At 72.2% G+C, this 18,611-nt stretch carries 18 protein-coding genes; 7 read left to right on the top strand and 11 right to left on the bottom strand.

Translation table 11 applies throughout. From position 1 onward, the window contains the following. Window positions 1–126: 126 nt before the first annotated feature. From FHS34_RS16585 to FHS34_RS16575, 3 genes are read left to right on the top strand one after another with little or no spacing between them, the layout of a single operon-like run. A complete protein-coding gene (locus tag FHS34_RS16585) occupies window positions 127–939 on the top strand; it encodes a helix-turn-helix domain-containing protein (protein ID WP_184965886.1) in 813 nt (270 codons plus the stop codon). Next, window positions 936–1,124 carry a DUF397 domain-containing protein gene (locus tag FHS34_RS16580; protein WP_184965884.1) on the top strand — a complete coding sequence of 63 codons (189 nt, stop codon included), beginning with the start codon at window positions 936–938 and terminating at the stop codon, window positions 1,122–1,124. Before FHS34_RS16585 ends, FHS34_RS16580 begins: the two co-directional genes overlap by 4 nt. A 54-nt stretch (window positions 1,125–1,178) precedes the next feature. Continuing rightward, complete coding sequence (locus FHS34_RS16575) at window positions 1,179–1,685, top strand: DUF2165 domain-containing protein (RefSeq protein WP_184965882.1); 507 nt, start codon at window positions 1,179–1,181, stop codon at window positions 1,683–1,685. On the opposite strand, the gene FHS34_RS16570 is transcribed toward FHS34_RS16575, so the two are convergent. From FHS34_RS16570 to FHS34_RS16560, 3 genes are read right to left on the bottom strand one after another with little or no spacing between them, the layout of a single operon-like run. Further along, window positions 1,678–2,241: a hypothetical protein gene (locus tag FHS34_RS16570; RefSeq protein ID WP_372478575.1), complete on the bottom strand. Its 564-nt coding sequence runs from the start codon at window positions 2,239–2,241 to the stop codon at window positions 1,678–1,680. The two genes, FHS34_RS16575 and FHS34_RS16570, sit on opposite strands and share 8 nt — an antisense overlap. A 58-nt stretch (window positions 2,242–2,299) precedes the next feature. Then, window positions 2,300–4,885 (bottom strand): bifunctional FO biosynthesis protein CofGH, encoded by a 2,586-nt coding sequence (locus FHS34_RS16565; RefSeq protein WP_184965879.1) that lies wholly within the window; start codon window positions 4,883–4,885, stop codon window positions 2,300–2,302. A gap of 24 nt (window positions 4,886–4,909) precedes the next feature. Continuing rightward, a complete protein-coding gene (locus FHS34_RS16560; RefSeq protein ID WP_184965877.1) occupies window positions 4,910–5,776 on the bottom strand; it encodes an LLM class F420-dependent oxidoreductase in 867 nt (288 codons plus the stop codon). 23 nt (window positions 5,777–5,799) lie between these two features. On the opposite strand from FHS34_RS16560, the gene FHS34_RS16555 reads away from it, so the two are divergent. Beyond that, window positions 5,800–7,323 (top strand): CehA/McbA family metallohydrolase, encoded by a 1,524-nt coding sequence (locus FHS34_RS16555; protein WP_184965875.1) that lies wholly within the window; start codon window positions 5,800–5,802, stop codon window positions 7,321–7,323. On the opposite strand, the gene FHS34_RS16550 is transcribed toward FHS34_RS16555, so the two are convergent. After that, window positions 7,316–7,828 carry a PadR family transcriptional regulator gene (locus tag FHS34_RS16550; protein WP_184965873.1) on the bottom strand — a complete coding sequence of 171 codons (513 nt, stop codon included), beginning with the start codon at window positions 7,826–7,828 and terminating at the stop codon, window positions 7,316–7,318. The two genes, FHS34_RS16555 and FHS34_RS16550, sit on opposite strands and share 8 nt — an antisense overlap. 93 nt (window positions 7,829–7,921) lie before the next feature. Here FHS34_RS16550 and FHS34_RS16545 point away from each other — a divergent pair, with 93 nt between their 5' ends. Then, the gene (locus FHS34_RS16545) at window positions 7,922–8,491 is read left to right on the top strand and encodes a hypothetical protein (protein WP_184965871.1); all 570 of its coding nucleotides are present in this window, start codon (window positions 7,922–7,924) and stop codon (window positions 8,489–8,491) included. After that, complete coding sequence (locus tag FHS34_RS16540; RefSeq protein ID WP_184965869.1) at window positions 8,488–9,801, top strand: carotenoid oxygenase family protein; 1,314 nt, start codon at window positions 8,488–8,490, stop codon at window positions 9,799–9,801. Before FHS34_RS16545 ends, FHS34_RS16540 begins: the two co-directional genes overlap by 4 nt. A gap of 82 nt (window positions 9,802–9,883) precedes the next feature. Here FHS34_RS16540 and FHS34_RS16535 read toward each other — a convergent pair whose 3' ends face one another. Next, window positions 9,884–10,414 carry a protease inhibitor I42 family protein gene (locus FHS34_RS16535; protein ID WP_184965867.1) on the bottom strand — a complete coding sequence of 177 codons (531 nt, stop codon included), beginning with the start codon at window positions 10,412–10,414 and terminating at the stop codon, window positions 9,884–9,886. 189 nt (window positions 10,415–10,603) lie between these two features. Between FHS34_RS16535 and FHS34_RS16530 the strand changes: the two genes are divergently transcribed. Then, complete coding sequence (locus tag FHS34_RS16530) at window positions 10,604–10,999, top strand: nitroreductase/quinone reductase family protein (protein ID WP_184965864.1); 396 nt, start codon at window positions 10,604–10,606, stop codon at window positions 10,997–10,999. An 8-nt stretch (window positions 11,000–11,007) separates the two neighbouring features. Here FHS34_RS16530 and FHS34_RS16525 read toward each other — a convergent pair whose 3' ends face one another. The 6 genes from FHS34_RS16525 to FHS34_RS16500 all read right to left on the bottom strand — a co-directional run bounded on the left by FHS34_RS16525 (window position 11,008) and on the right by FHS34_RS16500 (window position 18,463). Next, complete coding sequence (locus FHS34_RS16525; protein WP_184965855.1) at window positions 11,008–12,459, bottom strand: aldehyde dehydrogenase family protein; 1,452 nt, start codon at window positions 12,457–12,459, stop codon at window positions 11,008–11,010. Beyond that, window positions 12,456–14,291: an N-acyl-D-amino-acid deacylase family protein gene (locus tag FHS34_RS16520; RefSeq protein ID WP_308288295.1), complete on the bottom strand. Its 1,836-nt coding sequence runs from the start codon at window positions 14,289–14,291 to the stop codon at window positions 12,456–12,458. Before FHS34_RS16520 ends, FHS34_RS16525 begins: the two co-directional genes overlap by 4 nt. 13 nt (window positions 14,292–14,304) lie before the next feature. Next, the gene (locus FHS34_RS16515; RefSeq protein WP_184965851.1) at window positions 14,305–15,423 is read right to left on the bottom strand and encodes an LLM class flavin-dependent oxidoreductase; all 1,119 of its coding nucleotides are present in this window, start codon (window positions 15,421–15,423) and stop codon (window positions 14,305–14,307) included. A gap of 113 nt (window positions 15,424–15,536) precedes the next feature. After that, the gene (locus tag FHS34_RS16510; RefSeq protein WP_184965849.1) at window positions 15,537–16,307 is read right to left on the bottom strand and encodes an SDR family NAD(P)-dependent oxidoreductase; all 771 of its coding nucleotides are present in this window, start codon (window positions 16,305–16,307) and stop codon (window positions 15,537–15,539) included. Window positions 16,308–16,316: 9 nt separating this feature from the next. Further along, window positions 16,317–17,243 carry an LLM class F420-dependent oxidoreductase gene (locus tag FHS34_RS16505; RefSeq protein WP_225817486.1) on the bottom strand — a complete coding sequence of 309 codons (927 nt, stop codon included), beginning with the start codon at window positions 17,241–17,243 and terminating at the stop codon, window positions 16,317–16,319. Beyond that, entirely contained in the window at window positions 17,240–18,463 is a 1,224-nt protein-coding gene (locus tag FHS34_RS16500; protein WP_225817485.1) for an amidohydrolase family protein, read from the bottom strand. The genes FHS34_RS16505 and FHS34_RS16500 overlap by 4 nt, the downstream gene beginning before the upstream one ends. Between the last annotated feature and the right edge of the window lie 148 nt (window positions 18,464–18,611).

The following is an 18,611-nucleotide window of genomic DNA, read 5'->3' as shown; positions in this document are numbered from 1 at the left end:
CAAGGGGCGTTCACCGGGTCGTGGACAGTCGGGACGCGGCCGGCCATCGACTTTCCCATTGGCATCCCCTGGCGCGGTCTGCCACCCCTACGCTGTCGCGTGACGGCGCCAATACGGAGGGTGAGCATGGAGGACGAGGAGGCCGCAGCCGTACTCAAGGCGGTCGGGCGGCAGATCAGGGTGTGGCGGGAAGCCGCGGGCCTGAAGCAGGGAGAACTGGGCGCGCGCATCGGCTACGGCATGGATCTGGTCTCCGCAGTGGAAAGAGGAGTACGAGTCCCCCAACCGGAATTCCTGGACGCGGCAGATGAGGTGTTGGGCGCTGCCGGGAAGCTGGCGGCGATGAAGGAGGACGTCGAGAAGGCCAGGTACCCGAAGAACGTCCGGGATCTGAAGAAACTGGAGGACGAGTCGGTCGAGATGGGCGCCTACGCCGCTCTCCACATCCACGGACTTCTCCAGACCCCCGAGTACGCGCAGGCGTTGTACGAGATGCGGCGCCCTTCGTACTCCGAAGAGGAGATCGACCGGCTCGTCACGGCGCGTATGTCACGGAAGTCCGTGTTCGAGCGGGTACCGAAGCCGCTCATCACCTTCGTGCTGGAAGAGGTGACGCTACGGCGGCCCGTCGGAGGCAGACTGGTCCTTCGGCAACAGCTCGAACACCTCTTGGAACTGGCTGCGTTGAGGCACGTGGAGATCCAGGTGATGCCTACCGACCGCGAGGATCACGCGGGCATGATGGGCTCGTTCCGTGTGCTGAAGCTCCGCAGGGGCAAAACGATGGGCCAGACCGAAGGCCAGCTGTACAGCCGAGTGATCAGCCAGCCACAGGAAGTACAGATCCTGGAGATGCGCTATGGAATGATCCGAGCGCAGTCACTCTCGCCTCGGGAGTCCGTGGCTCTCATCGAGAAGATTCTGGGAGAAGAGACATGACCACCGACAAGCTGACCTGGTTCAAGAGCAGCTACAGCGGGAACGACGGCCCCGACTGCGTCGAGGTAGCCATAACCCCCGCCACCGTCCACGTCCGCGACTCCAAGGATCCCGCGCGCGCCCGGCTCGCGGTCGGCGGTGGCACCTGGACGGAGTTCCTCGGGTTCGCCTCCCGCCTGGGATAACTCTGGCTCAATGATCGCGAGCCAAACCGGTGTTGGGCGGGGGAGAATCCAGCCATGACCACCACCCCCACACGCCACACCGGCCTCAGCCTCGCCGCCGGTGTCCTCACCGGCATACTCGCCCTCTACATCGCCCTCGTCGCCCTCGGGAACATCACCGACTTCGGGACCAACCAGCAGTTCGTCCGGCATGTGCTGGCGATGGACACGACGTTCAAGGACGACGACCTGATGTGGCGCGCGATCACCAGCACCGCGCTGCAGGACACCGCCTACGTCCTGATCATCGCCTGGGAGACGGTGGCGGCGCTCGTGCTGATCTGGGGCGCGTGGCTGTGGGCGCGGCGGGACCACGACCGGGCCCGGCGGTTCTCCACCTACGGCCTGCTGATGCTCCTGCTGCTCTTCGGCGCCGGGTTCATCGCGGTCGGCGGGGAGTGGTTCGCGATGTGGCAGTCGAAGACGTGGAACGGGCTGGACGCCGCGACCCGGGTGTTCCTGCTCAGCGGGGTGGCGTTGATCGTCAACCAGTTGCCCGCCGGCCGCCGGGACGCTAGTTGACGACCGCCACCTTGGTGCCCTGATCGCCGAAGGACCACAGCGCGGCCCCGTCCTCCTTGTGGAGGCGGATGCCGCCCCGCTTCTGGCCGTTCGCCGGCGGCGGCGAGGAGCCGTCCAGGGCGTTGGAGAAGGCGACGTTCACGCCGGACACCTTGGTGAAGTACATGACGTGCTCGATCTCCACGCCGTCCGAGCCCTTGAGGGACTGGGTGCGCAGGGTGACCGAGTAGCGGCCGGGCTGCGGGTCCACCGTGCCCGGCCACACCGTGAACGTGCGGACCGGCTTGCCGGTCGCGTCGACCAGCCACACCCGCTTCCCGGCCACCGAGTACACGATCCGGCGGCCCTCGCCGGAGGCGTCCGGCAGGGCGGGCGCGGCCGGCGCCTTCGGGGAGACGGTCGCGTGGGGTGTCGCCGACGCCGACGCGCCGGGCCTGGCCACGGCGGCCGTGGGTTGCGGCGCCTGGTTCGCCTGTATCGCGAGGGCGACCACGGCGGCGGTCGCCCCGGCCGTCAGACCGGTGACCCAGGCCCACGAGGGCAGTCGGGCAGCCACGGGACGCATCTCCTCCGCTACGGGGCCCCGTCCAGGATCGGGGGTCGGATCATCGTACTCAGTCCAGGACCGGCAGCAGATCCGGCAGGTGCCCGTCGGACGCCTCGGCGGCCCGTCGCCGCTCCTCGGTGACCTCGCCGTAGAGCGTGGTGCGCGGCTTCGCGGGACGGCCGGCCGCCTCCGCCACCGCGACCAGGTCACGGATCGACTTGTACGAGCCGTAGGAGGAGCCCGCCATGCGGGAGATCGTCTCCTCCATCAGCGTCCCGCCGAGGTCGTTCGCGCCGGAGCGGAGCATCTCCGCCGCCCCCTCCGCGCCCAGTTTGACCCAGCTTGTCTGGATGTTGGGGATCCAGGGGTGCAGCAGCAGCCGGGCCATCGCCGTCACCGCCCGGTTGTCCCGCACGGTCGGGCCGGGGCGGGCGATACCGGCCAGGTAGACCGGCGCGTTGGTGTGGATGAAGGGCAGGGTCACGAACTCCGTGAAGCCGCCCGTCTCGCGCTGGATCCCGGCCAGGGTGCGCAGGTGGCCGAGCCAGTGGCGGGGCTGGTCCACATGTCCGTACATCATCGTGGAGGACGACCGGATGCCCAGCTCGTGGGCGGTCCTGATCACCTCGATCCAGGTGGCCGTGGGCAGCTTGCCCTTGGTCAGCACCCAGCGGACCTCGTCGTCCAGGATCTCCGCCGCCGTACCGGGGATGGAGTCCAGGCCCGCCTCCTTGGCGGCCGTGAGCCATTCGCGGATCGGCATGCCGGTGCGGGTCGCGCCGTTCACCACCTCCATCGGGGAGAAGGCGTGCACGTGCATGCCGGGGACGCGCTCCTTCACCGCCTTCGCGATGTCGAAGTACGCCGCGCCGGGCAGATCGGGATGAATGCCGCCCTGCATGCACACCTCGACCGCGCCCACGTCCCACGCCTGCTGGGCGCGGTCCGCCACCTGATCCAGTGACAGGGTGTACGCGTCCGCGTCCGTGCGGCGCTGCGCGAAGGCGCAGAACCGGCAGCCGGTGTAGCAGACGTTCGTGAAGTTGATGTTGCGGGTGACGATGTAGGTGACGTCGTCGCCGACGGCCGACCTGCGGACGTCGTCGGCCACCCGGCACAGCGCGTCCAGCGCGGGACCGTCCGCGTGCAGCAGGGCGAGGGCCTCGGCGTCGGTGAGCCGGGTCGGGTCGTCGGCGGCCGTGCGCAGCGCCTCGCGCACATCGGTGTCGATGCGCTGCGGGACCATGCCGGGAGCCGCCGCCTCGCGCAGCGCCTCCCAGTCGCCGTAGACCTCGTCGAAGTCGTCACGCCGGTCGGAGGTGCGGCCCTCGGTGTCGATGGAGGCGTGCAGGTCGGTGCGGCCGGAGGCGGTGAACGCCTCCTCCGGCTCCTGCCAGGGACGGCCCTCGACCGGCGCGTCCGGCAGGGCGAGGCCCGTCACGGGGTCGGCCAGGGCCGACACGTGCGGGCGCAGCCGCGGATCCAGCCAGGGCTCGCCACGGCGCACGAACTCCGGGTACACACACAGCCGTTCGCGCAGCTCGAAGCCCGCGGACCGGGAGCGCTCGGCGAGTTCCTCGATCTGCGGCCAGGGGCGCTCGGGGTTGACGTGGTCGATGGTCAGGGGCGAGACCCCGCCCCAGTCGTCGATGCCGGCGCCGATCAGCCGCTCGTACTCGGAGTCGACCAGGTTCGGCGGGGCCTGGAGGCAGCCGCTCGGTCCCATGATGTGCCGGGCGACGGCCACCGTGGCCACCAGCTCGTCCAGTTCGGCGTCCGGCATGCCGCGCATCGCCGTGTCCGGCTTGGCGCGGAAGTTCTGGATGATCAGCTCCTGGATGCCGTGGTAGGAGCGGGCGATCCGGCGGAGGGCGAACAGCGACTCCGCGCGCTCCTCGTACGTCTCGCCGATGCCGATGAGCAGGCCGGAGGTGAAGGGCACGGAGGACCGGCCGGCGTCCTCCAGGACGCGCAGCCGTACGGCCGGCTCCTTGTCCGGGGAGCCGTGGTGCGGGCCGCCGGGCTCGGACCAGAGCCGGGTCGCGGTCGTCTCCAGCATCATGCCCATGCTCGGCGCGACCGGCTTCAGGCGCTGGAAGTCCGTCCACGTCATGACGCCCGGGTTGAGGTGGGGCAGCAGGCCCGTCTCCTCCAGGATGCGGATGGAGATGGCGCGGACGTAGGCGATGGTGTCGTCGTAGCCGTGCGCGTCGAGCCACTCGCGCGCCTCAGGCCAGCGGTCCTCCGGCTTGTCACCGAGGGTGATCAGGGCTTCCTTGCAACCGAGCGCGGCACCCTTGCGCGCGATGTCCAGCACCTCGTCGGGGGACATGAACATCCCGTGCCCGGCGCGGCGCAGCTTGCCGGGCACGGTGACGAACGTGCAGTAGTGGCACTTGTCCCGGCACAGCCGGGTGAGGGGGATGAAGACGCTCTTCGAGTACGTGATGACGCCGGGCCTGCCCGCCGCCGCCAGGCCCGCGTCCCGCACCCGGGCCGCGGAGGCGGCGAGGTCGGTCAGGTCCGCTCCGCGTGCCTGCAGGAGCACCGCCGCCTCGCCGGCGTCGAGGGCGACGCCGTCCCGGGCACGTTTGAGGGCGCGACGCATGGAGTTCTCGGTCGGGCCGGTTCCGGAGGTCGCGGAAGTCGTCATTTCTTGAGCATACGTTCGCGCTGATCACGTCCGGGGCGTGCCGTCCGCCAGGAGAGGGCCGTACGCGTCGAGCGCGCGCAACACGTCCGCCTCCCCGGCCGGCGGCAGCTGCACCACGACCTCCTCGATGCCGAGTTCCGCGTAGTGGCCGAGCTTGCCGGGGGTGGGCTGCACGGCGTACGGGACGACCTCCAGGTCCGCCGGGTCACGGCCCGCGTCCGACCACACCGAGCGCAGCACGGGCAGCGACCCGGTGAGCCCGCGTCCGCCGATCGGCAGCCAGCCGTCGGCGTACTCGGCGATGTGCGCGAACAGCTTCGGCCCGGCCGCCCCGCCGACGAGGGTGCGGGGGCCGACGACCGGGCCGCGCGGCTTGCGTACGGGCTTGGGGTGGGCGAAGGCGGCCCGTACGCTCCCGAACCGACCCGCGTACGCCGTCGGTTCCGGCGACCACAGCGCGCGCATCAGGGCCATCCGGTCCCGCACCAGCTCCCGCCGGGTCCGCCAGGTCACACCGTGGTCGGCGGCCTCCTCCACGTTCCAGCCGTAGCCGAGGCCGAGGGTGAAGCGCCCGCCGGACAGGTGGTCCAGCGTGGCGATCCGCTTGGCGAGGTCGATCGGGTCGTGCTGGGCGACCAGGGTGACCCCGGTGCCGAGGCCGAGGCGCTCGGTGACGGCCGCGGCCTGGCCGAGCGCGACGAAGGGGTCGAGGGTGCGGCCGTACTCACGCGGCAGGTCGCCGCCGGCCGGGTAGGGGGTGGTGCGTTCGGCGGGGATGTGGGTGTGTTCGGGAAGGTACAGCCCGGCGAAGCCACGCTGTTCGAGTTCGCGGGCGAGGCGGGCCGGGGTGATGGTCTCGTCCGTGAGGAAAATCGTGACGGCGATACGCATGAGCGATCTGTACCGGGTGCCGGATGGTATGTCCATACCGACTGGACGGGACCGTCAGGGGGCGGGCCGGCCGGACACGGCCCCTGGGCCGGGCCCACGCGCCGGAGGCGCATTCGGTACTGTCCCGCGCCCCCGGGTTGCCCTACGTTGAGGATGTGGCGACGTTGCGCGGCACTCTGGCACCCGGTTCACCGGACTACGTCTACCTTCCCGTCGACATCCCTCCCGGAACGGCGGAGTTGAAGGTCTCCTACACCTACGACAGACCCGCCGTCCCGCCCGGCGTCCCCGGCAACGCCCTCGACATCGGGCTCTTCGACGAGCGCGGCACGGAGCTCGGCGGGCGGGGCTTCCGGGGCTGGTCGGGGGGTGCGCGGACGGAGTTCTTCGTGCGGGCGGACGAGGCGACGCCCGGCTACCTGCCCGGCCCGCTGAACCCCGGCACCTGGCACATCGTGCTGGGCCCGTACACGGTGGCCCCGCAGGGGCTGTCGTACGAGGTGACGGTCACGCCGACGCCCGGAGCGGCCGGGGCGGTACCGGTGCCGGTGTATCCGCCCGGCCGGGCCCGGGGCCGGGGCCGGGACTGGTACCGGGGCGACTGCCACCTGCACTCCTGGCACTCCGACGGCCGCCGCACCCCGGCCGAGATCGCCGGCCTGGCCCGCGCGGCGGGCCTGGACTTCCTGGGCAGCTCCGACCACAACACGAACGCCTCGCACGCGCACTGGGCGGACGCGGCCGGCGAGGACCTGCTGGTGCTGCTCGGCGAGGAGGTCACCACCAGGAACGGGCACGTCCTGGCCCTCGGCACCGATCCGGGCACCTTCGTCGACTGGCGCTACCGGGCGCGGGACGGCCGCTGGGCGCACTTCGCGCGGGCGATCCACCGGGCCGGAGGTCTCGTCGTACCGGCCCATCCGCACGCCGACTGCGTGGGCTGCGGCTGGAGGTTCGGTTTCGCGCGGGCGGACGCCGTGGAGGTGTGGAACGGGCACTGGACGCCGGACGACGAGACGACCCTGGCGGCGTGGGACGCGCGCCTGACGGCGTCGGGGCGGGACGGACGGCACTGGTTGCCGGCGATGGGCAACAGCGACGCCCACCGCGACCCGGACGTGGTCGGCCTGCCCCAGACGGTCGTCCTCGCCGACGACCTGACCCGCGAGGCGATCCTGGCGGGCCTGCGGGCCGGCCGCTCGTACGTGGCCGAGTCGCGGCAGGTCTCGCTGGCGTTCTCCGTGACGGCCGAGGGAGGGGAACAGGCGGGGATCGGCGAACGGCTGGCGGTCGGCGAGGACACCTCCGTGACCGTCCGGCTGGAGGTGACCGGCGCGCCGCGCTGTTCGGTCCGGTTCGTCACCGACCAGGGCGTGCTGTACACCGCCGGGCCGCTGCCGGTGTCCGGGACGGGCACCGTGGAGTGGCGGACGACCCCGGCCCGCGCGTCCCGTGTGCGGGCCGAGGTGCGGCACGAGACGGCGCTGGGGCCGGTGCCGGGCGCGATGGCGGCGTTCACCAACCCGATCTTCCTCGGGCCTACTTGATCTGCTCCGCCGCCCACTCGGCCCACTCCCGCCGCATCGCGTTGAAGCGCAGGCCGTACTCCAGGGCGATCCGGCCGTGGACCGAGAGGTTGTCGTCGTCCCAGTCGATGGAGTCGGCGAGCCGCCGCAGCTGCTCGTACCCCTCCTGGGACATCTCGATCAGGCTGCTGAGGTAGTCCCGGGCCTGCTCGGGCCGCAGCACCCCGAGGAAGAACACGCGCAGCAGGACGTCGCTGCGGGTGTTGCGCTGGGGCCGCGTCTCGGTCAGCCAGTGGCGCAGCTCGGTCATCCCGTCGTCGGTGAGGGCGTACTCCTTGCGGCCGCGCGGACCCTCGGCGGTCACGGTGATCAGCCCGGAACCGGCCAGCTTGGTCAGCTCGGTGTAGATCTGGCTCTGCGTCGCCGGCCAGACGTTGGCCAGCGAGGTCTCGAACGTCTTCAGCAGGTCGTAGCCACTGGCGGGACGCTCCGAGAGCAGGCCGAGCAATGCGTGTCTGAGGCTCATACCCCCACCTTACCTTCCACTATTGACATGTCGAGTACCGACCTTCTACTTTTGACATGTCGAAACCGGAACTCAGACCAACCGGGGGTCCCCATGTCGTACCTGCGCACCTTCCTGCCGTGGATCGTCTTCGCCGCCGTCCCCTCGGGCGACTGGCAGTGGGGCGCCCTGGCCGCCCTGCTCGTGGCGGCCGGACTGATCGCCCGGGAGAAGCGGTCCGGAACCGGCTTCGACGCCCTCGTCATCGAGTCCGGCTCGGCCGTCTTCTTCGCGGTCCTCGCGGCCGTCGCCTTCGCCGATCCGCACTCGGGCGTGCACGACTACTCCGCCGCCCTCTCCTCCGCCACCCTCGCCGTCATCGCCGGCCTCTCGCTCGCCGTCGGCCGGCCCTTCACCCTGGGCATCGCCAAGCGCACCACCCCGCGCGAGCTGTGGACGCTGAAGCCGTTCGTCCGCACCAACGTGGTCATCACCGCCGTCTGGACCGCCGCGTTCGCCCTGACGGCCGTCGTCCTCGCCGCACTGGACCACTCCGGCCACGCCCACTCCACGCCCGCGACCCTCGTCCAGATCGCCGGCTTCGCGGCCCCGATGCTCTTCACCGTCCGCTACGTCGCCCACGTCCAGGCGCAGGCCCAGGCCGCCGGGCAGGTGGCCCGGTGACCACCGCCCCCCAGCACCTCTCCGGCAACTACGCCCCGGTCGCCGAGGAACTCACCGCACACGACCTGCCGGTGACCGGCACGATCCCGCCCGGGCTGTCCGGCTGGTACCTGCGCAACGGCCCGAACCCGGCGGACGCCGCCTCCGGGCACTGGTTCTTCGGCGACGGCATGGTCCACGGGGTGCGGCTGGAGGGCGGCCGGGCCGTCTCCTACCGCAACCGCTGGGTCCGCACCAGCCGCCTCACCGACGGGGCGCGGATGTACGACGACCAGGGCCGCCGGGACCTCACCGCCGGCCCCGCCAACACCCATGTCGTCCGGCACGCGGGCCGCACGCTCGCGCTGGTGGAGACCGCCCTGCCCTACGAGCTGACCCCCGAACTGGACACCAAGGGGCCGTACGACTTCGACGGCCGGCTCCGCACCGCGATGACCGCCCACCCGAAGACCTGCCCCGTCACCGGCGAACTGCACTTCTTCGGCTACGGCATGCTGGAGCGCGCCCACCTCACCTACCACCGGGCCGACGCCACGGGCGAGCTGGTGCTCAGCAGGCCGGTCGAGGTGCCCGCGCCGACCATGCTGCACGACTTCGCCCTCACCGCCGGGCACGTCGTCTTCATGGACCTGCCGGTCGTCTTCGACGTCGAACTCGCCCTGACCGGCGGCACGATGCCGTACAGCTGGGACGACGGACACGGGGCGCGGCTCGGCGTACTGCGCCGCGACGACCCGCACGGCGAGGTCCGCTGGTTCCCCGTCGACCCCTGCTACGTCTTCCACGTCCTCAACGCCCACGACGCCCCGGACGGCACCGTCGTGCTGTACGTGATGCGCTACCCGGAGATGTGGCGGCGCACCGCCGACGGCGGCACGCGGCCGCAGCGGGCCGTGCTGTGGAAGTGGACCGTCGACCTGGCCCGCGGCACGGTCCGCGAGGAGCAGCTCGACGACCGTCCCGGTGAGTTCCCGCGCGTCGACGACCGGCTGACCGGGCTCGCCGCGGGCCACGGGCACATCACGTGCGGCACCTCGCTGGTCCGCTACGACCTGGGCTCCGGGGCCGTCACCGCCCATGATTTCGGGCCCGGCCGCACGCCCGGCGAGGCGGTCTTCGTGCCCGCCGACGCCACGCCCGGCGGGGCGGGCCTGCTCATGACGTACGTCCACGACGCCGGGTCCGGGCGCAGCGAGCTGGTGATCCTGGACGCCGACGACCTCACCGCGGCCCCGGTCGCCACGGTGCACCTGCCGGTGCGGGTGCCGTTCGGCTTCCACGGCAACTGGCTGGCCGACGCGACGGCTTGACCGTGCCGACGGGCTCCGTCGATCGGGTGCGGCCGCGTCGTGGCCGGTCGCACAGTTCCCCGCGCCCCTTGGCGGCGCTTCGTCAGTGGACCGTGATGGAGAAGATGGAGAAGGCGGCGTCGGCGTGGGCGGGTGGGACGGCGGTCATGGTGGGGTACGGGGACGCCGTGCCGGGGCCGGTGCACGTGTTCAGCGGGCAGCGCAGCAGCCGGACCGTCGTCCTGCCCTTCGCCAGCGTGACGAAGTCGAAGGACTGGGTGCCGCCGGTGTCGCCGTCGGCGTCGCTGCCGCTGCCGGACGTCCGGTCGCCCCGGTGTCCCAGCACGGCGGGGTCCGGCCCGGGGCCGGCCAGGTACCAGCGCTCGCCCAGCGTCGCGGACGACGGCACGGTGAGGGAGAACCGTTCGCCCGGGTCGAGGGTGACGGTCCGGTGGTCGAGGCCGTACCCGGTGCGGGTGGTCACGCCCGGCGTGGCCGTTCCCCCGGCCGTGGCCGTCGCGGCGGGGGTGCCGGTCGGGGTGGGGGTGCCGGCTCCGTCGTGCCCTCCGCAGCCGGTGAGGGCGAGCAGGCAGGAGAGGGCGGCCGGGGCGAGGAGAGCTGCGCGTGACGTCATGGTGGATCGCTGATTCCCTCCCCCGTTGCGAGAGTCCGTGGCCGCGGGGGAGGCTGACACGCGCCGGTCGCACGGCAGTCGGCGTATCACGCGCCCCGCACGGGGCCGGCACACCATCCACGCGGGCGCCTCCCCGGCGCCCGGGAGGGCACCCGTGCGTGCCCCGAGAGAACAGGAGAGCCGAAGGACATGTCAGGCCCCACAGACCGCAAGCACCGCGTCGTGACCCTCTTTCAGCGGTACCTCGCCAACCCGCTCAACCGGCGCCTGCCGTTCCAGGTCCTGCTGGAGACCACCGGCCGGAAGTCCGGACTGCCCCGGCAGACACCGGTCGGCGGCCGCCGGGTCGGTGACTCCTTCTGGCTGGTCTCCGAGTTCGGCCCGAAGTCGCAGTACGTGCGCAACATCCAGGCCGACCCCGTGGTCCGGGTCCGTATCGCCGGCCGCTGGCACCACGGCACCGCCCACCTCCTGCCCGACGACGACGCGGTGGCCCGGCTGCGCGCCCTGCCCCGCTTCAACAGCGCGGCGGTACGGGCGTTCGGCACGGACCTGCTGACGGTCCGGGTGGACCTGGTGGACTGAGCGCCGGCTCAGCCGGGCCAGACCAGGGACTGCACCTCGCTGTACGCGTGCAGGGCGTAGACGCCGACGTCCCGGCCGACCCCGCTCTTCTTGAAGCCGCCGAACGGGGCCTCCATGTTCCGGGCGACCGTGTTGATGCCCACGCCTCCGGCCCGCAGCCGCCGCGCCACCCGGAAGGCGCGGGCCACGTCACCGGACCAGACGTAGTCGATGAGGCCGTAGTCGGAGTCGTTGGCGAGGGCCACCCCCTCGTCCTCGTCGTCGAACGCGATCACCACCACGACCGGCCCGAAGATCTCCTCGCGGGCCACCCGCATGTCGTTGGCGCACCCGGCCAGCAGCGTCGGCGCCACGTAGAACCCCCGTTCCAGCGGGGGCCGTTCGCCCCCGGCGACCACGTCCGCGCCCTCCTTGCGGCCGAGTTCGACGTACGACTCCACCCGCGCCCGGTGCTCCGCCGAGATCACGGGGCCCACGACGGTGTCCGCCGCGCCGGGGTCCCCCACCGGCAGCCGCCCGGCATACGCCCCGAGCCGCTCGACGAGCCGTTCGTACACCCCGCGCTGGGCCAGCACCCGCGTCGGCGCCGTGCAGATCTGCCCGCTGTAGAAGGAGAAGGTGGTGCCGATGCCGGCGACGGCCGAGGCGAGGTCGGCGTCGTCGAAGACGAGTGCGGCGCCCTTCCCGCCCAGCTCCATCAGCTGCCGCTTCATGTCCCGCCCGCACACCTCCGCGATGCGCCGGCCGACGGCCGTGGACCCGGTGAAGCTGACCATGTCGACGTCGTCGGACGCGACCACGGCCTCGCCCACCGCGACGTCCCGCCCGGAGACGACGTTCACCACGCCCGGCGGCACCCCGGCGTCCGCCAGCGCCTCGGCCATCCGGTACACGGACAGCGGATCCTGCGGCGCCGGTTTCACCACCACCGTGTTGCCCATGGCCAGGGCCGGGGCGATCTTTCCGGCCGGGTTGGCCCACGGATTGTTGTACGAGGTGATGCAGGTGACGACCCCCACGGGCTGCCGTACCGCGAGCGCCCCCATCACCCCGGCCCTCCCCATGGGTCCGGCCTCGTTGATCTGCGGGGCCACGGCCCACTCGGCGGGCTCCACGGTCGCGTACCGGCGGAAGCGGGCGGCGGCCACCCCGACCTGCATCGCGCGGGCGGTCCCGGTGGTCGCCCCGGTCTCGGCCCGGGCCAGATCGGCGTACGGCAGCAGCCGGTCCCGGATGATTCCGGCGGCCCGCGCCAGCACCTCCGCGCGCTCCTCCGGGCGGGTCCGCGACCACGGCCCGAACGCCTCCCGGGCCGCGGCGCAGGCCGTCCGCGCCTGCTCCGGCGACGCCTCCGGCGCCCGGCCGACGGTCTCCTCGGTGGCCGGATCGGTCACCGGGTAGTGACCGCCGTCGGGCGCCACCCACGCCCCGCCGACGAACAGCGGCTGTCCCTCGCTCACCGTGTGCTCACCGTCCGGGTGTCCCGCCCGGAGCGCAGCACCCGGCCCGGTACGGCCCCGCTCACCACGTCGTCCCGGATCGCCTCCACGCCGTTGACCCACACGGCCCGTACCCCGATCGCCCGCGAGTCCAGCCGCGGGCTGTCCCCCGGCAGGTCGTGCACCAGACGGGCCTGGCCGGCGTCGATCCGCTCCGGGTCGAACAGCACCAGGTCGGCGTGCCAGCCCTCCGCCACCCGGCCCCGCTCGCGCAGCCCGAAGAGCCGTGCCGGGTCGTCCGTCAGCATCCGCACCGCCTGCTCCAGGCCGACCAGTCTCCGGCCGCGCAGACAGTCCCCGAGGAACCGGGTGGTGTACGGCGCCCCGCACATCCGGTCCAGGTGGGCGCCCGCGTCCGAGCCGCCGAGCAGGACGTCCTCGTGCTGCCAGGTCTCCGCGCGCAGGGCCCAGGAGGCCGGGTCGTTGTCGCTCGGCATGGGCCACAGGACGGTGCGCAGTCCGTCGGCGGCGCAGATCTCCACCAGGCAGGCGAACGGGTCCTGGCCGCGCTCGGCGGCGATGTCCCGCACCACCCGGCCGGTGAGTCCCCGGTTGGCCTCGCTGTAGGTGTCCCCGATGACGTACCGCCCGAAGTCCGCGAGCCGCCGGAACACCCCGGCCTCCTTCGACCGGGCCCGCCGCAGCAGTTCCTCCCGGACGCCGGGGTCACGGAGCCTGGCGATGCGCTCGGGCACGGGCAGCGCGAGGACCGGCCCCCACCCGGGGATCAGGTTCAGGGCGCAGAACGTGCCGAGCGACATGTTCATCGGCGTGAGGATCGGCATGGTGAGGGCGACGACCCGGCCACCGGCCTTCCGCGCCCGCTCGCTCGCGCTCAGCTGCCGGGGCACGCGCTCGGGGACGGCCGCGTCGACGGTCAGGACGTTCCAGTTCAGGGGCCGCCCGGCGGCCGCGCTCAGCTCCACGAGCAGGTCGATCTCGGCGTCGCTGAACTGGTCCAGGCACCCGGCGACGATCGCCTCGATCTGCGTGCCCTCGTGCTCACCGACGGCCCGGGCGAGCGCCAGCAGTTCCTCGGGCCGGGCGTGCCGGGAGGCGACGGGCCGCCCGTCACCGTCGGAGTGGGTGCCGGACTGGGTGGTGGACAGGCCCCAGGCCCCCGCGTCCATGGCCTCGTGCAGCAGGCCGGCCATCGCGCCGAGCTGCTCCTCGGTGGGCTGTCCGCCGACCGCCTCCGGGCCCATGACGTGCCGGCGCAGCGCGCAGTGCCCGACCATGAAACCGGCGTTGACCGCGATACGGCCTTCGAGGGCGTCCAGGTACTCCCCGAAGGAGTGCCAGTTCCAGGGCGCCCCCTCCTCCAGGGCGACCAGGGACATCCCCTCGACCTTGGACATCATCCGCCGGGTGTAGTCGGCGTCCTCGGGCCGGCCGGGGTTGAGGGGCGCGAGGGTGAAGCCGCAGTTGCCGGCGGCGACGGTGGTCACCCCGTGGTTGAGGGACGGGGTGGCGTACGGGTCCCAGAAGAGCTGGGCGTCGTAGTGGGTGTGCGGGTCGACGAAGCCGGGGGCGAGGACGAGCCCGTGCGCGTCCTCGGTGGTGCGGGAACCTTCGGTGATCTTGCCGATGACGGCGATTCGGCCACCTCGTATGCCGACGTCGGCGGTGCGCGCGGGCGCGCCGGTGCCATCCACGACGGTGGCGCCCTTGATGACGTGATCGAGCATGAGGGCTCCTCTTCGACTCCGGGAGGCTGACCTGCCTAGGGGCGCGGGACTGTGCCGATCTGCGGCTCCGCCGCGTGGGCGCGAGCGGCCACGACGGACCCGCACCCGCCCGCGGCGGTCACACGGCGGCCCGGAACCGCGAGGTCCGGTGCACCGGATCCGTGTCGATCTCCGGGACGACGTGCTCGCCGATGAGCCGGATCGTCTGGAGGGTCTCCTCCTTCGGCACCCCCACCGGCAGTCCGAAGCTCAGCTGGTCCGCCCCGGCCTGCTCCCACCGCTTGCACTGGCGCAGCACCTCGTCCGGGTCCCCGCAGATCAGCAGCTCCTCCTCGATGAGCAGCTCCACGAACTCCGGCGTGTACGGGGGCAGCGTCTCCGGCCACACCGGGAAGCCCTCGGGCCGGGGGAACGTGTCGTGGTAGCGGAAGACCAGCGAGGGCAGGTAGTGCAGCCCGCCGTTGACCGCGATCTCGATGGCCTCCGCGTGCGTCGGCGCGCAGATCGCGGTCGTGGTCACCATCACGTTGTCGTTGACGAAGTCCCCGACCGGCTCCGCGTTCACGACGGCCGTCTTGTACTGCTCCAGCACCCACTCCATGTCGGAGACCTTCTGGATGCTGAAGCCGAGCACGCCGAGCCCCTTCCTCGCGGCCATCGCGTAGGAGGGCGGCGAACCGGCCGCGTACCACATCGCCGGGTGCGACGTCCCGTACGGCTTCGGGAGGACCTTCCGCGGCGGGAGCTGCCAGTGCTTGCCCTGGAAGCCCTCGTACTCGTCCTGGAGCCACATCTTGGGGAACTCGGCGATGGTCTCTTCCCAGATCTCCTTGGTGTGGTTCATGTCGGTGATGCCCGGCAGGAAGCCGAGGATCTCGTGGCTGCCCGCGCCCCGGCCGCTGCCGAACTCGAACCGGCCCTCGCTGAGGTGGTCGAGCATGGCGACCTTCTCGGCGACCTTCACCGGGTGGTTGACCTGGGCGAGGGGGTTGAAGATGCCCGATCCCAGGTGGATCCGCTCGGTCGCGTGGGCGAGGTAGCCGAGGAAGACGTCGTTGGCGGACAGGTGCGAGTACTCCTCCAGGAAGTGGTGCTCGGAGGCCCAGGCGTACTTGAAGCCGGACTTGTCCGCCTGGATCACGTACTCGGTCTCCTCCATCAGCGCCTTGTGCTCGGCGAGCGGGTCGGTCTCGGCGCGCTTGCCCACGTATCCCTGTACAAAGAGCCCGAATTCCACGGCGGTTCACCGTCCCAGTTTTTCTGACGCTCCGTCAGTTATTGGCTGTCGGCCGACTGTCGCACCGGCCGCCGTGACCGTCAAGAGCTGACGGTCAGTCAGATAACGTGGGCTCAGACGACGCTGACCCCCGCCAGCCAGCCCCCGTCGATCACGAACGGCTGGCCGGTGATGTAGGAGGAGTCGTCCGAGGTGAGGAAGAGGGCGAGCCGGGCGACCTCCTCCGGCTGCCCGACCCGCCCGAGCGGCACGAGCCCCCGGTACAGCTGGTCCAGGGCCCGGCTCATCTCCTCGGGGTCGGCGCCCGGATCCAGCCGGGCCGGGTTCGACATCGCGGTGTCGATGGCGCCCGGGCAGATGGCGTTGACCCGGATCCGCCGGCCCGCCAGCTCCAGCGCGGCCACCCGGGTCAGCCCGAGCACGGCGTGCTTGGTGGCGGCGTACGTCCCCACGGCCGCCATGCCCGTCAGGGCGGTGTAGGACGCGGTGTTGACGATCGTGCCCCCGTCCGCCATCTCCGGCGCGACGGCCTTCATCCCCAGGAAGCAGCCGACCTGGTTCACCTGCACGACCTGCATGAACTCGTCCAGCGGAGTGTCCACCAGCGCGTTGAAGCGCAGGATGCCCGCGTTGTTGACCAGCCCGTCGACGCGCCCGTACGCCTCCTTGACGAGCCCGACCGCCTCCCGCCAGCCGTCCTCCGTGCCCACGTCGAGATGGACGTACAGCGCCCCTATCTCCTTCGCGAGCGCCTCGCCGAGGTCGTCCAGCACATCCGCCACGACCACCCGCGCACCCTCCGCCCGGAACAGCCGGGCCTCCTGCTCGCCCTGTCCGCGCGCCGCCCCGGTGACGATGACGACCCGCCCGTCCAGCTTGCCCATAGCGTCTCCTCAGTCCAGCCGGGGCGCGACCTCCGCCCCGAACACGCCGATCTGCTCGATGAGTTCGGCCCGGCTCCGACTGCGGAACCGCACCTGGATCTGGTCCACGCCCATCGCCCGGTACGCGCGCAGCGACTCGGCGATCTCCCCCGGCGTCCCGGTGAGGGTGCGCCGGCCGGTGTCCCAGCCGGGCCGGCCGACGTACAGCGGCTCGGCGATGGCGCCGACGGTGTACTCCCCGTCGAGGCCGGCCTCCTCGCGCAGCCGCCGGATGCGGGCGATCTGCGCCGGAAGCCGGTCACGGGGATCGCCCTGCGGCAGCCAGCCGTCACCCTTCAGCGCGGCCCGGCGGACGGCGGCGGGCGAGGAGCCGCCGACCCACAGGGGGACGTGCGGCTGTGCGGGACGGGGCCGCTGTCCGAGCCCGGCGAAGTCGTAGTGCTTCCCGTGGTGCTCGGGGAACTCCTCGGGACCGAGGGCGGCCCGCAGCGCGTCGACCACCTCGTCGAGGACGGCCCCGCGCCGCTCGAAGTCCACCCCGAGCGCCTCGAACTCCTCCCGCACGTGCCCCGCCCCGACCCCGAGGAGCAGCCGCCCGCCGGACAGGTGGTCGAGGGTGGCGTACTGCTTGGCGGTGAGCAGCGGATGGCGCAGCCCGACGACGGCCACGTGGCTGAGCAGCCGGACCCGCTCGGTGACGGCGGCGAGATGGGCGAGGGTGGCCACCGGGTCGTACCAGACCGTGCTCATGGCCGGGGCCAGCCGTCTCGGGACGCCGACGTGATCGCAGCAGGCGATGTACGCGAACCCCGCCGCATCGGCCGCCCGCGCGACCGCGACCAGGTCCTCAGGCCCGGCCCCCGCCTCCCACGGCTCGGTGTAGAGGGTGCTCTGGGACTGGACGGGCAGCTGGATGCCGTACGCCGGGGCACTCACCGCCACAGCCCTTCCGGTGTGAGCCCCAGCAGCCCGATCGCGTTGCCCCGCACGATCCGCTCGACCACGTCCGCCGGCAGATGCCCCATCTGCGCCTCGCCGACCTCGCGCGACCCCGGCCAGGTGGAGTCGGAGTGCGGGTAGTCGGTCTCGTACAGGACGTTGCCGACACCGATGGCGTCCAGGTTCCTGAGCCCGAAGGCGTCGTCGAAGAAGCAGCCGTAGACGTGCTCGGCGAACAGCTCGGACGGCGGCCGGAGCACCTTGTCGGCGACCCCGCCCCACCCGCGGTTCTCCTCCCACACGACGTCCGCGCGCTCAAGGATGTACGGGATCCACCCGATCTGCCCCTCCGCGTACATGACCTTCAGATTCGGGAAGCGCTCGAACTTGCCGCTCATCAGCCAGTCGACCATCGAGAAGCAGCAGTTGGCGAAGGTGATGGTGGAGCCGACGGCGGGCGGGGCGTCGGCGGAGGTCGAGGGCATCCGGCTGCTGGAGCCGATGTGCATGGCCACGACCGTGCCGGTCTCGTCGCAGGCATCGAGGAACGGGTCCCAGTCGTCGGTGTGCACGGACGGCAGACCGAGGTGCGGGGGTATCTCGGAGAAGGCCACGGCCCGGACGCCCCGCGCCGCGTTGCGCCGCACCTCCTCGGCCGCCAGCCGGGCGTCCCACAGGGGGATGAGGGTGAGCGGCACGAGCCGTCCCCGCGCCTCGGGCCCGCACCACTCCTCCACCATCCAGTCGTTGTAGGCGCGGACGCACAGCAGGGCGAGTTCCTTGTCGGAGGCCTCGGTGAAGGTCTGCCCGCAGAAGCGGGGGAAGGTCGGGAAGCACAGGGCCGACTGGACGTGGTTGACGTCCATGTCGGCGAGCCGGGCGGACACGTCGTACGACCCGGCCCGCATCTGCTCGTAGGTGATGACCTCGAGCCTGACCTCGTCCCTGGCGCAGCCGACGGCGGTGTCGAGGCGGGTGAGCGGCCGGTGCAGGTCCTCGTAGACCCACCAGTCGCCGAGCGGGCCGTCCGTGCCGCCCGGCTCGCCCATGACGGGCTTGAACCGCCCGCCGAGGAAGGTCATCTCCTTCAGCGGCGCGCGCACGATCCGGGGTCCGGCCTCCCGGTACCTCCTCGGCAGCCGGTCCTGCCACACGCCCGGGGGCTCAACGGTGTGGTCGTCGACGGAGATGATCAGCGGGAACTGTGTGGTCTCCATGTCCCTCACGGTAGCGCCGATCTGACGGTCCGTCAGCTACGCTGCCCGGGCAACCGGGATGCGAAGACCGTGTGAGGGCCTTGTGCGCCACCACCCCCGTCCCTGTGATCGGCGTCTCGCACGGCTGACGCAACCGCCCGGAACAAGG

This window comes from Streptomyces echinatus (assembly GCF_014203595.1).
Lineage (GTDB): Bacteria > Actinomycetota > Actinomycetes > Streptomycetales > Streptomycetaceae > Streptomyces > Streptomyces echinatus.
This window is presented reverse-complemented; position numbering and strand designations above follow the sequence as displayed.